This is a genomic window from Candidatus Manganitrophus morganii (assembly GCA_021651055.1).
Lineage (GTDB): Bacteria > Nitrospirota > Nitrospiria > SBBL01 > Manganitrophaceae > Manganitrophus > Manganitrophus morganii.
This window is the reverse complement of record JAJHOH010000001.1, coordinates 3,415,074-3,428,063: the sequence shown is the minus strand read 5'-3', so window position 1 is coordinate 3,428,063 and position 12,990 is coordinate 3,415,074. Positions and strand designations below refer to the sequence as shown.

At 54.7% G+C, this 12,990-nt stretch carries 9 protein-coding genes and 1 riboswitch; all 9 genes read right to left on the bottom strand.

The window, feature by feature from the left end:
- Positions 1-2: 2 nt before the first annotated feature.
- Positions 3-1,586 (bottom strand): cobyric acid synthase, encoded by a 1,584-nt coding sequence (locus MCM46_15680; protein MCG3113256.1) that lies wholly within the window; start codon positions 1,584-1,586, stop codon positions 3-5.
- Positions 1,583-2,458, bottom strand: a complete 876-nt coding sequence (locus MCM46_15675) for a hypothetical protein (GenBank protein ID MCG3113255.1) — start codon at positions 2,456-2,458, stop codon at positions 1,583-1,585. The genes MCM46_15680 and MCM46_15675 overlap by 4 nt, the downstream gene beginning before the upstream one ends.
- Positions 2,455-3,519: a threonine-phosphate decarboxylase CobD gene (cobD, locus tag MCM46_15670; protein ID MCG3113254.1), complete on the bottom strand. Its 1,065-nt coding sequence runs from the start codon at positions 3,517-3,519 to the stop codon at positions 2,455-2,457. The genes MCM46_15675 and cobD overlap by 4 nt, the downstream gene beginning before the upstream one ends.
- A 201-nt stretch (positions 3,520-3,720) precedes the next feature.
- Positions 3,721-3,921: riboswitch (cobalamin riboswitch) on the bottom strand.
- A gap of 332 nt (positions 3,922-4,253) precedes the next feature.
- Positions 4,254-5,579: an alginate export family protein gene (locus MCM46_15665; GenBank protein ID MCG3113253.1), complete on the bottom strand. Its 1,326-nt coding sequence runs from the start codon at positions 5,577-5,579 to the stop codon at positions 4,254-4,256.
- 40 nt (positions 5,580-5,619) lie between these two features.
- Positions 5,620-7,404 carry an ABC transporter ATP-binding protein/permease gene (locus tag MCM46_15660; GenBank protein MCG3113252.1) on the bottom strand — a complete coding sequence of 595 codons (1,785 nt, stop codon included), beginning with the start codon at positions 7,402-7,404 and terminating at the stop codon, positions 5,620-5,622.
- A gap of 1 nt (position 7,405) precedes the next feature.
- Entirely contained in the window at positions 7,406-8,482 is a 1,077-nt protein-coding gene (locus MCM46_15655) for a glycosyltransferase family 4 protein (protein MCG3113251.1), read from the bottom strand.
- Positions 8,479-10,464: a hypothetical protein gene (locus tag MCM46_15650; GenBank protein ID MCG3113250.1), complete on the bottom strand. Its 1,986-nt coding sequence runs from the start codon at positions 10,462-10,464 to the stop codon at positions 8,479-8,481. The genes MCM46_15655 and MCM46_15650 overlap by 4 nt, the downstream gene beginning before the upstream one ends.
- 2 nt (positions 10,465-10,466) lie before the next feature.
- Positions 10,467-11,813, bottom strand: coding sequence for an aminoglycoside phosphotransferase family protein (locus MCM46_15645; GenBank protein MCG3113249.1), 1,347 nt, complete (start codon positions 11,811-11,813; stop codon positions 10,467-10,469).
- Positions 11,810-12,970 (bottom strand): glycosyltransferase family 4 protein, encoded by a 1,161-nt coding sequence (locus MCM46_15640; protein MCG3113248.1) that lies wholly within the window; start codon positions 12,968-12,970, stop codon positions 11,810-11,812. The genes MCM46_15645 and MCM46_15640 overlap by 4 nt, the downstream gene beginning before the upstream one ends.
- Positions 12,971-12,990: the final 20 nt, after the last annotated feature.

Sequence of the window (12,990 nt, the reverse complement as noted above, 5' to 3'; positions counted from 1 at the left end):
CGTCAGAGACCCGCCATTCGATGGTTTCCGTTGCCACCTCCAACCATTCCCAGCAGGTCATAGACAGCCGGCATATCGAGCTCCTTCCGGACGACCTCCGCGAGCCGCTGAATCATCGCTTCGATATCGTAGATCGCCTGAATCTTCTTCAGCGGGGGCAGGCCCTTCTTCTCCCTTATCCGGTCGATGAACCAGCGACGGAAGGGATCGTCGTCGAAGACGCCGTGAAGATAGGTTCCCCAGACCTGGCCCGTTTCATTCATCCATCCCAGTTGGATGGAACTCCGGAAGGCGGTCCTTTCTTCAATGCCATTGGAGGTCTGCACAAACGCGGGATGGCAGGCGGCCGCCTCGGTCCGGCCATGATGGATCTCGAAGCCGCGCACGTCCAAACCGCTGACGAGGTGACGGGCCGCAACCGGCCGCAGAACCTTCTCCCGCTCCAAGATGGTTTTTATTGGGAGAAAACCAAACCCAGGGACCGACGATCGGTCCCCCTCGATCCGATGCGGGTCTTCGATCCGCTCTCCCAACATCTGAAGGCCCCCGCAGAGGCCGACCACCTCTCCCCCTCCGGAGACAAATTCCCGGAGCGCCCGATCGAAGTGATGTTGCCGCAGGAGATGCAGGTCCTCGGCGACATTCTTCGATCCGGGAAGAATCACGACATCAGGGAGCCGTCCGTCCTTCTCCAGCGGATCTCCCGGACGAAGGATCGACATCTCGACATCCGGTTCCACACAAAAGGGATCGAGGTCGGTGAAGTTGCTCACCTTCGGCAGATCGATCACGGCGATCCGGCATAAGACCTCCGCCGCCCCCTTTTTTTTGAATCGGGGCATCCGGCCGCTCTTGAAGTCAACCGAATCTTCTTCCGGAAGGAGAAGCTTCTCAAGATAGGGAACCACTCCCACGACCGGCCTGCCGGTGATCTCTCGAATCTGATCTAAGCCGGGGGCCAGGATCGCGCGATCCCCTCGAAACTTGTTGAGGACAAAACCCTTGATCCGCGCCGCCTGATGGGGAGGCAGAAGCGCCACCGTTCCGGCCAGAGAGGCGAAGACCCCGCCGGCATCGATGTCGCCGACCAAGAGGACGGAGGCGTCGGCCATCTCCGCCGCGGCCATGTTGACGATGTCGTGCGCCATCAGGTTGATCTCCGCCGGACTCCCCGCCCCTTCCAGAACGATCAGATCGAACCCCTCCGCGAGCGAGCGGTACGCCTCCTGAACCACCGGCCGGAGCGTCGGCTTTAATTCGTTATACTCGCTCCAGGTCATCAGCGGCATCGCCTTTCCCATTACCACCAGCTGAGAGGCGCGCTCGGTCGTCGGCTTGATCAGAATCGGGTTCATTCGGACATCCGGGTCGAGCCGGCAGGCCGCCGCCTGCAGCGCCTGGGCGCGGCTCATCTCCAGGCCGTCGCGCGTCGCATAGGCGTTGAGCGCCATGTTCTGCGCCTTGAATGGCGCCACCCGGAAACCATCTTCCAGAAAAATCCGGCAGAGCGCCGTCGTCAGAATGCTCTTCCCGACGTTCGACCCGGTCCCCTGAACCATCAGCGCGCGGGGTTGTCTTTTTGTCATTTGATCTCTCCTCGCCCCCGCCCCACCTCAATCCCTCCGCCCCGAAGCCGCAACGGATGGATCGGCAGCGGACGGCGAAGCAGGTCCCGGATTCGTCGCCGGACCGCTCCGAGCCGATAGGTTCCCCGTCGAAAGAGCATCCCGATCATCGATCCGCTGTGGGCGATGTTGACGCCGACCCCGCCGAGATCGAGGGTCATTTTGAGAATCGGCTCCAGATCGGGCTTGCGCAGCAGGTTCTGATGGGCCAAGGCACTTAACGTGGCCCCCTCTCCGATCTTCCGAACGCATCCCTCCCGCAGTCCCTCCTCGATCAGGCTAAACGCCGCCAGGACCGACCGCGTCTGCTCGCGCGCGATTCGCCGATGATCCCGCTGGTTGAAAGAAACGGTATCGATCGTCTCCTCGAACTCGATGGCAAGGATATCGAGCGAAGGGGGATTCCCGAGCCCCCGCCGAACCGTCCCACGGTAATGGTCGAACAAAGTGATCCCCTCAAAGATCACGCCGTCGGTCGGCTCCACTGCGAGCGCCAGGCGCGCCGTCTCATCGAGATCGATGAACGACCGCGCCGTCATCTGACGCACCGCGAGGACCGCCGCGATATCGGCCGTGCTGCTCGCCATTCCCTTCCCGACCGGCAGGCCGGAGTAGAGAGAGAGTCCATCGGCGGACGCTTCTCCCTTCCAGAAAGTGGCAGCGAGCGCGAGCGCCTTCCGGACTTTCAGACCGACACTCCCCTGCCGGGAGGACGCTTCCGGAGCGGCCCAGCTGTAGCGGTTCACCGGACAGGAGACATGGAGGCGGACGCCGTCGATCCATCCTTGGGCCAACTCTCCGCAGCTTCCCGGAACGCGAACGAAAAAACTCACGGCATCCGCTCCTTCAGAAGCGCGATCAGCTTCCGGTTCTCGGCTTCTCTCTTCACGGCCACCCTGAAATACGACCGGCCGAGTCCGCGAAAGTTGCCGCAGCTCCGAATCAACACTTTTTCCCGGACCAACGACCGCCTCAGCGGCTCGACGCTTCGTCGGTCGGTCCGCCGGACCAGGAGGAAATTTGTTTCCGAAGGGATCGGCTCCAGGCCCTTGATCCGGCTTAACCCCTCAAAGAGCGATTTCTTCGCCCTCTGAAGATGAATCCGGCTCTGTTCGACAAAGGCCTTCTCGCCGAGCAACGACTCTCCCACGCTTAAGGCCGTCCCGTTCACGCTCCACGGCTCCTGAAAGCGGCGGAGTTTCCCGATGATCTTTTCAGAACCAACTGCGAATCCAAGTCTTAAGCCGGGGATGCTGAAGATTTTGGTAAAGGAACGAAGGACAATTACATTTTTCGGAAGCGGCCGCTTTAGAAGTGAAGTCTTCTCTTCATCGACGAAGTCGGCGTAGGCCTCATCGATGACAAAAAGAATCGAAGGATGCCGCTTGACCAGCCATGTCACGGCCTCCGCGGAGAGACCGCTTCCAGTGGGATTGTTCGGGTTGCACAAGAAAACGAGGTCGATTCTGGATTGAACATGCGAGAGCGCTGAATTGAAATGATCGACCGTCGGTAACAGGGGCAGATGCGAAAATTGCATCCGGCAGCGTGCGGCTTGGGCCGCCGCTTCGTAATCCTGATAGGTCGGAGAGAAAATAAAGATAACGCGAGGCGAGAGTGCTCTTGGAATTAAAAAGATGAGCTCGGTCGAGCCGTTCCCGATCAAGATCCGGTCTGTCGGCACCGAGAGAAGCGCACCGATCCGACGGCGCAGCCTTCTGCACTCCGGATCAGGATAGGTGGTGATCTGACTAAACGATTCTCGAAAAGCGCTCCAGGCCTTCTTCGGAGGCCCGAAGGGATTGATGCTGGCGCTGAAATCGAGAATTTCCTCGGGCGGCCATCCGTACAAATCGCAGACCGCGGCGAGATTGCCGCCATGACCGGTGTCCATGCGTCTTCTGCTCCACGAAAGCGCAATGATGTCCGGAAGAGCGCGGAATTAAATTCCGCCTCCTCCGATGGACCCGCATCTGTCTGATCGATTGGCGTTGAGGATAAAGAGGGATGTCTTAAAAAAGAAAATCCCCAGCTTCGGGACGGTAAAAGGCTGGGGATGAAAAGACCCACTCCTCCGTCTTGACCATCGAAGACAGATACGAGATAACATCCAGGCAGGTCTTCTGGCTTAGGGATCGCCCTACTCCTCACCCCTTCCCATCCTTTGAAAATTTAGGACAGTGGTATTTGGTGAGTTTCGTCCCCCATCACAGCGGCGGGTCCGCTCCCGATTCTCACGGGATTCTCTTTTCAATCCCGACATGACGTCGAGATCACCTGAACGATTTTATTTCAACAACGGTCCGTTTATATCAGACCTGTTTAACAGAATGCAAGTAAAAAATTCTCTTCTTCCAGCAAGCGCCTCGTTAATTCTTTTAAACGGTAAAGGTAGGACTGGACTCGAGCCACAATTCAGTTTAAAAAAAGCTCTGCTTTAAAACAGTCTTGCCAGTAAGGCATACAACGTTGGATCAGTGCAGAGGATGGTTAATTCAGCTACCCATTGAGAATACAATACAAAAGTTCTAAGATTGTCCGCGAAGGCCAGCCACCTCTTATCAACTACTTAATTTTATTTTTCGGACTGCCAATCATCTGCGAATTCTCAAAGTTCTTAATAAAAATCTAGAACGAAACGCGGATTGTCACCTCTCCGGAATAAGCATTGCCTGCGCCGGGAAACGCTTTACCCGGCACGAAAGCAGCGGTCGAGATCTCCAGCAGCGTCTGCGGCGTCATCTTGAACCCGACGATCAGATCGACTTCTTGACCAAGACCTTTCGATCTCCCGGACGGCTCCTCCCGGATGCCCGAATCCCTTAACTCCACGCCGGAGTAAACGAGCGAATAAGAATGATAAACAAGATCGAATGAGAACTTTTCAAAAGGAATGATTCCGAATCCGAGGGTGCGTATCCTCATGTTGCTCAGCTCCGGATCGAATAATTCGCCATAATACTTGAACTTCCGGACGCCGTTGAATTTTGCTTCGTTGTCCTGAAGCCCCGTCTGCCGGAAATTCCGATCAACGCCATCTTCCGTATCGGAGTCGCCGGTGCCGAACGCGTAGCCGATTGTAAAAGAAGGCTCAAGGGGAGAATCAAACCGCGAGGTCCAAGCGAAATCAAATGCATACCCGCTGAGCCTCGTCGAACCTTCGCGTCCAGACAGGGAGGCAATCTCCAGCCAGTATTTTTGATCCTTGATCGCCTTTCCCCGCCACAACAGGCCGACAAAATTCGGGTTCCTCTCCCCCTCGGTCGGATCCCGTTGGGCGATGCCATAAATCGAAATCTTCTCCTTCCGGCCGAACTGATACGTCCCATATAAAACATAGTTTCGGATCTTCTCTTCCGGCTCCTTGGGATCGAGGAGGTTTGTGCCCACGGAGATCTCCAGATCAAAAGGATCTTTGGTATAAAAGAGGCGGACGGCGTCGAGCTCTTCGTCGTAGAGCCATTCGCGCGCATCGTTAAACCGCTGGCGCCCCACCTGAAGGTCCAGAGAAGGAAAGAGAAAGCGCTCCCAGAGAAGATACAGACGATCGAACTCGCCCTTTGTTTCTCTTTCCGTTCCCCCCTCGCCGTCTCGAAAGAGACGTTCATCGGAGAAATCGAGATCGACAAAAAAGAGAAGGTCTCGGGTCAGAATGAGTTGCGCCGCCAGATCCAACGAAGCTTCCGTGTCGGTCCGGTCGTCTTCTCTCGCATCATTGAGATCCCGATCGACCCGCCTCTGAAAATTCATTCCAAGCTTTGCCCCCACCGAGAACCTCGGCGTGATCTCAAAACTCAGGGCGGGAGAGGCGTCCGGATCGATCACGGGAGGAACCTCGTTTTTCCCATTGGGAGCCGCCCTCCCCTCCTGTAAAACCTCCCGGCCGTTCTCCAAAGCGAACGAAGGCGAACGATGGACCAGAAGAACGATCAAAACAAACAGAATGCGTATCAAGATGAGAAACACTCCTCTCTGAATAATTGGCGGATAGCTCCTAACGGAGCTGAAACTCGAAGAGCTGATGATAATGCCCCTTCCGTTCCAAGAGCGCATCGTGGGTTCCCCGTTCAACCACTTCGCCGTTCTTCAGCACGAAGATCTGGTCGAAATGTTTGATGGCCGAAAATTGGTGAACGATCACCAGGATCGTCCGTCCCTTTTGGAAATCGCTGAGGGCGTCTTGGATCAGATTCGCCGATTCGGCGTCGACCGCGGAGGTCGGCTCGTCGAGGACCAGAATCGACGGCTGCTTGATGATGGCGCGGGCGAGAGAGATCCGCTGGCGCTGTCCCCCTGAAAGGGTGCTCCCCCGCTCCCCCAGGACCGTGTCGTATCCCTCGGGAAGACGAGTGATGAAGTTGTGCGCATGGGCCCGCCGCGCCGCGGCTTCGATCTCCTCTTTCGTCGCCTCCGGCTTGCCGTAAGAGATGTTCTCTTTCACCGTCGCGCCGAACAGAATCGAATCCTGAAGGACAATCCCGATCTCGCGACGAAGAGATTCCCGGCGATACTGCTTGATATCGACCCCGTCGATCAAAATAACGCCTCCTTGGGGATCATAAAGACGAAGAAGGAGGTTGACGATGGTCGACTTGCCGGCCCCGGAGGCGCCGACCAGCGCGACCTTCTGACCTGGAAGGATTGAAAAAGAAACCTTCTTCAAAACATCTTTTCCCTCTCCGTAATCGAATGAGACCTCTTTAAAGACAATCTCTCCCTTCAGACCGGATGCTTCGACGGCATCCGGAGGGTCCTGAATCTCCGGCTCGATTTCCAATATTTCAGAAATCCGCTCCGCGCTGACCTTCGCTCTGACAAATTTGGTTGAAAGTCGGGCGAGATTCCGGATCGGTTTGTACATGTTGTTCAAATAAGCGATGAAGACCAACACCTCACCGGGGGTCATCCGGCCTTGGAGGGCCTGAAAGGAGCCGAAGAAAACCACGGCGCAGACGCCGACCGCGCTGACGATCTCGACGGTCCGGGTGGTGGCCGCCTCCATCCTCGCGGTCCGGATGCTCTCTTCGAACGTTTCGGCGCTCTCCGTCTCGAACCGCTCCTTCTCATATTTTTCCCTGCCGAAGGCCTGGACCAGAGAGACCGATGTCAAGATCTCATTGAGCCGGGAGGCGACTTTTCCCTCCATTCGCCGTTGCGTCTGGGCCGACGCTTTGATCTTTCCGTAAAGATAAAAGAGGGCATACGATAAAATCGGAAGGGTCGCCAGGACGATCAGCGTTAATTTCCAGCTCATGGCAAGCATGATGCCGAACATTCCGATGATGCTGAGAAGATGGGCGGTAAAGGTCAGCACCGATCCTGCGAAAACATCCTTCAAGATGTTGGTGTCGCTGGTCACCTTCGTTAAAAGCTCGCCCGACCGGGTCCGATTGTGAAAGGAGAGGGAGAGCCGCTGGAGATGGCCGAAAAGCTCCCTCCGGAGGATGTCGACCACCTGATAGCCGATGCGTGACGTCATATAAATCTGGAGATAAGAAAAGAGACCTTTACAAATCGCAATCAGAAAAATCGAAAGAGAAAGGACGACCAAGGAGAAAATCTCTCCGCGCTGGAAAATTCCTTTTAAAAAGGAAAGAGACGAAGGAAGAGGTTCACCCAACAGAATGTAGTCGAAGATGATTTTTAAAGGCCAGGGAGAAAGGAGCTCGGTCAGCGTATAGCAGATCATGCAAACAGAGGCGACGAAAAGGTTTCCCTTGACCTCGCCCAGTTGATTCAGCACGATCCGGTTGAAATTGGATGATCTTTTTTTTCTCATCTTAAACATAGACCGTTTCTAAAAACCGGCAAAAGCGTTCCGCACAGGCGCCGAGATCGAAATCGCGCTCGACACGTCGGCGCGCCGCCTGCCCGAATCTCACACAGAGCCCGGGGGTGCGAACCAGCGTTTCAAGCGTGTTTGCCAGCGCCGAGGCGTCGCCCGGGGGGACGAGCATTCCGGTCTCTCCATGCACGACGGCGCTCCCGATCGCCCCGATATTGCTGCCGATGATCGGTCGTCCGCTCGCCATTCCTTCGAGAACGACATTGGGGAGGCCATCTCGATCGCCGGAACCGCTTTGGATCGACGGAACGACGATGATATCTGCCTTTGCGTATTCACCCGGAAGCTCGGCATGCGTCATCCCGCCGCAGATTTCAACCCGGTCTGAAAGACCGGCCTCAAAAATGGCCGCCGCCAGCCGCGCTCGTTCAGGTCCCTCTCCGATGATCCGAAGGTGAAAAGGAAACGAAAGCCGCCGGACCGCTTCGATCAGAACATGGAAGCCTTTTTTCTCAACGAGCCGGCCGACCGCAAGCAAGCGGACCGGCTCACAAAGGGTCAACGGGGTCGGGCGAAATCGGTCGATATCGACGCCGTGCGGAAGCAGTGTTACTTTCGCACCACTCCGGGAGAGCTCCGCAGCGGCATCCCAATTACAGGCGATCACGCAGGCGGCTTCGCCCGCACGCTTCGCCATTTCTTCTTCAGGAACCTTGCGCAGGTCGAGCGCATGAGCACTGAAGCCGTATGGAACTCCGAGCCGCTCGGCGACATGGAAGGCCACCTCGGCGGGCGTGTGCGCAAAGTAGCCATGGACGCCGGCGATGTCCCGAGGATCGAGCGCGTCGATCATCGCCTCGGCCTGCTGAATCGGACTTCCCGGCGGAAGAAACCGGACTTTGTCGAGAATTTTGCGGCAATCTGGGTGAAGAGAAGATCCATCTCCCGGTTTCGTCGCAAAAACTGCGGCGAGTAAACCACGCGCGTCCAAAGCGAGCAGCTCGTTCAGCATGAATGTCTCCGACCGGCGCGGAAAACCGCTCACCACCATCGCGATCCGGCTTCGGCTCACCGAACCCTCGCATCTTCCGGCCGCGGCTTAGCCGACTCCGCCAGGCTTTGAAAGGAATGAAATCGGATATGCGTATACCGACAAAACACGCCGAGCAGCGCGTCGAAAAAGGCAAACGCCTCCTCATTCATCACTTTATGGTGGAGGAGGATTCCGACCGGCCCGGTTTCTCTCATCTGAATCGTCAGGCTTTCCACAATCTCCTCCGGCGATTTCATCAAAGGCTTTCCCTTCCAGCGATAGAGGTCGAGCGTCGTCGAGATCTCTTTGAAGCTGAATCGGGTGACAGGCCGATCCCCTTTAGCTTTGGAAAAGACCTGAAACCCCAACCGGTCGAGGACTTGAAAGGTCTCTTCGTTACAGCGGTTCCAGGGGGGGGTAAAAACGGGATAGAACTTCTCCCCGAAGATCTTCTCCAGAAGCGCTTTCCCCTTTGAGATATCTTCCCACTGTTGATCGAAACTGCGGCTGATCCCGAATTCACATTTCCTCCCCTCCTTCTCATGGTTCAGGTGAAGCCAGCCGTGTTGGTTGAGTTCAAACAGAGTCGGGTGAAGATGCTTGTGGTGATCGAGCAGCTTGATCCCTGAATCGGTGAGCGCCCCCGGAATAATTTCCAGATTCAGGGGAACGTGATGCGCCAGGGTGATATCGAATAGCTGTTGAAGCGTTTCCTCATCATTGTCGACATCATCGTTTCTTAAGAAGAGGTCGATCTTCTTATTTTCCTCACCCATTTTCTCAAGGAACGGTTCTAGCCGCCGTTCGAGGGAATCGAATTTATTCTTTGTCTGACTTGTCACCCGCTGCCCGGCCGCCCTGAGCATTTCACCAAGAAACCGAGCTGTCTTCTCGGCGCCCTGCATGTCCAAGCCGACCGAAACCGGCTCTGTTTTAAGAGCGTGAACGATCTTTTTGGCAAGCAATCCCGGCTGTAGTTCATCCGGACGAATCATCTCGGCAACACCGAGGGCTTCCAGTTTTTCCGCCCGGATGGTCTGCTCCTCATTTTGATTTCCTGTAAACGGCAGAAGCAACGCTTTTTTCCCGGTGGTCAAAATATTCATGCAGGTGTTGTAGCCGGCCATGCTGATCGAGAGGTCGGCCCGTTTCATATAGGATAGAAAATCGGCCGTATACCGCCGGAGAACGATATTCGGCTTTGCTTCAACCTTCCTTTGTAGCCGTAAAAAGTCATCCTCAGGAAGGTAAGGTCCTGTGAACATGAGCATCCGATGCGGCGCCGTTTCTCCAACGATCGGACTCGCATCGATGGCGCACTCCAGCAATTCGACGCCGACGCGCCCCCCTCCGATGCTGACGAGGATCATCGGTTTTTCTTCATCCGCCAGAATCTCTTCGCACCGATCACCAGAGGGTTTACGGACCTGCTGTGCAATAAAACCGGTATACCAGGTAGCCGCATGAATATCTTCCATCCTGGAAAATGTCTCATCCAATCGCTGAAACCTGGGATCCGAGTGAATCAGGATCAGATCAAAATAGCGATCCACAATGCGACAGACCTGATCTTCATGCCGCGCCTGATCCCGCTTGCCGACCAAAATGTCCCGAAGACTGCAAACCACCTTGATCGGATACCCGCTCAAACGGATCCGCGCAAGAAGCGGGACCAGTTCAAGGGCAAATTTTCTCCTTCCAAACGGAAAGAGCTCGATGATAAAAAGATCGGGTTTGAAGCGCTCAAATTCCGAGAGGATTTTCAACCGTCGGACCTCTTTAATCTCTTCGAGAGGATGTGGACTGTCGGATTGGACCTCCTTGAACGCTGCATCCGACGTGAGCGGCGGCAAATGCACCACATTGACGGAGGGAGGAAACTCAAATCCCGGGACAACCTCCCCGCCATTTAAGAAACAGACTTCGAAATCTTTCAGAGCTCGGACGATTTCCATGCTTCGGATAAAATGGCCCATTCCTAAAACATGTTGACAGTAAAAGAGCACCTTTTTTTTTGTCATTCTCACACCTTCTCCAAAACCATTCCTTCTTGGGCGAGCACGATGATCTCTTTAATCTCTTTCTCCATCCCCGGTTTTTGCTGGATGTAGATCCGGTATGCTTTGGTGATGAATTGAATCTGCAGATGCCAAAACAACCGGTCGGCGGAGAGGGGCCAATCCACCCGACGTCGGTAGGCGTGGGAAAAAACGACTTTCATCTCTTCCACAAGGCTTCGGTCGAACGAACGAAAATGGAGATCGACGATGAAATTGGCAACGTCCTGGGTCGGGTCCCCGATCGCAAATTCATCAAAGTCAAAAAAGGCAATCCGTCCTTCACAAACAAGGAGCTGCTGAACGGTAAAATCTCCGTGAATGATTCGCTCAGGGACCGGCGTCAGTCGATCCATGCGTCGCGTTAAATTCTGACCAAGGGATTGAAGCGGTTCTCGCAGTCCGGGAAAGGCATACATCAGTTTGGAGATCTTTTTCCGAATCTCTGCGAGGTGATCATTGAGCGTGATCTGAACCGAGCTGTAAAGATCGCTTTTGTGGAAACGTGCCAAGCCCTCTGCAACCGCTTCAAGGAGGGGCCGATCATTCGTTCGTTCGATCACGTTGACGAACGGATCGCCGTTGAGACCCGCCTGCCAGACTGTTTTGATCCCCTCCTGATAGGCCAACGGCTCTGCCACCATAAAGCTTTTAGGATCACTGGATGAGATCTTCCAGAGGGCCTCCATTTTCTGATGGATCTCTCTCCCCCGGTCATCGCTGAACGTCTTCCCGAAGAGAGCCAGCTCCCTCGGTTTATCAGGAGCGCCCCACTGCAGGCGGTAGCGGGTCGTACAGCGGGCCTCCGGGCGGTAATGCACGACCTCGCTGGTGATATCGACAATGTCGGCAGCTCCATCCAGTCCGGCGGGGAGACGGTCGTAAGGGAGATGTCGCTTCACCGCTTCCGGATGAATACACTCCAGCAGGTGAAGCAATACCGGATCGTTTGGGAAAACCCAGACGATCATATCGAGTTCGGGGAGATGCATGATCCCCTCTTCACATCCGCTTGGAATGGACGAAACCCCCTTAATCTTTTGAAATTCGATCCGGCTGCGGTCTCCTAAAAAGGCCTTTGCATAGAGGATCTGTCTCCTGTTCTTTCGGACCAATCGATCGTGAATTTCCAGGTGATAACAGATCGCGAGAGAGGACCTGTCCCAGGACGACAGCTTTTTATACGTCTTATATCGGGCATACCCGATGCGGCAGTCTGTAATGATAAGATGGCCTTGAGAAAACTCAGAAAGCTGCTGTTGGAAAAGAGCCCTCATCCGGTCTGGGTCGATAAACAGTTCGAATTCTTTCATGGACAAATCCGGCTCTCTTCCATCAGTTTCTTATAAAGGTTGTCCAGTTGCATGGCCGACCGATCCCACGAAAACATTTCGGCTCGTTCTCGACCTTTCTCCCCCATTGTCCTTGCCTCTTCGGGGTTTTTAAGAAGGCGAATGACGCCTGATGCAATCGAAGAGGGCATCGACGGGGGAACCAAAAGAGCCGTTTCATTCTGTACAACCACTTCAAGAATTGCGCCCACGTTTGTCGCCACAATCGGCTTCCCGGAGGCCATCCCCTCAACCCAGACTAACGCAAGCCCTTCCCAACGGGAAGGCACAACCAAAATATCGAGAACGGAGTAAACCCGGTGAACATCGGGAATATGCCCTGTAAAGATCACATCCTTATCGACTCCATGAGCCACTGCAAGCTCCGTCAGACGTGTTATGAGGGAATCGTCCCCTGTTTGTCCAACGATTAGAAAAATGGTATTTGGAATCGCTTTTTTGATCAGGTTTGCGGCTTTAATGAAATCATCCTGTGCCTTTTGTTCCGAGATTCTTCCGACCATACCAATAACCTTGCGATCGAGAGGGAGACCCATCTCTCTTTTCAACGATATCGGGTCATCGCAAGGCTTGAATTGATCTAAATCGACACCGTTTAAAACCACTTCGATCTTTTCCGGCGGTACGCCGACTCTCTCTGAGATATGTTTCTGAACCGACTCCGAACAGGCAATCAACTGGTCCGAAAAGGGAGCGAGTAGTTGATCGAAAATAAGACTATCGTCTTTTTCCCATTTGTTGTCGTAGTAGTTGTGATAGTGGCCGACAATCTTCATCTTTCCACATAAAACCCCTGCGAGTCGTCCAATGATATTGGGTCTGTACGAATGTGTATGAAGAATATCGATCTGATGATCAAGGAGCCACCGAGCGAGACTCCCCACCTCGAAAGACTTCTTTTTATCCTGGGAGGCAAAAGATGCTTTTATGCCAATTTCTTTAAATCGGTTGGTCTGGCCATCCAGGGCGATAGAATCGCTCTCATCGAATTTCAAGGAATAGAGGTAACGTTCGTACCTCTCATCAGATAAGCGCTTCAAAAGGTGATAGGCCACCGTCGATACGCCGCCTCTGCCCATCGCATTATTGACAACATGCGCCAGTTTTATCTTCTTCACCCATCGTCTCCCGGAATAAC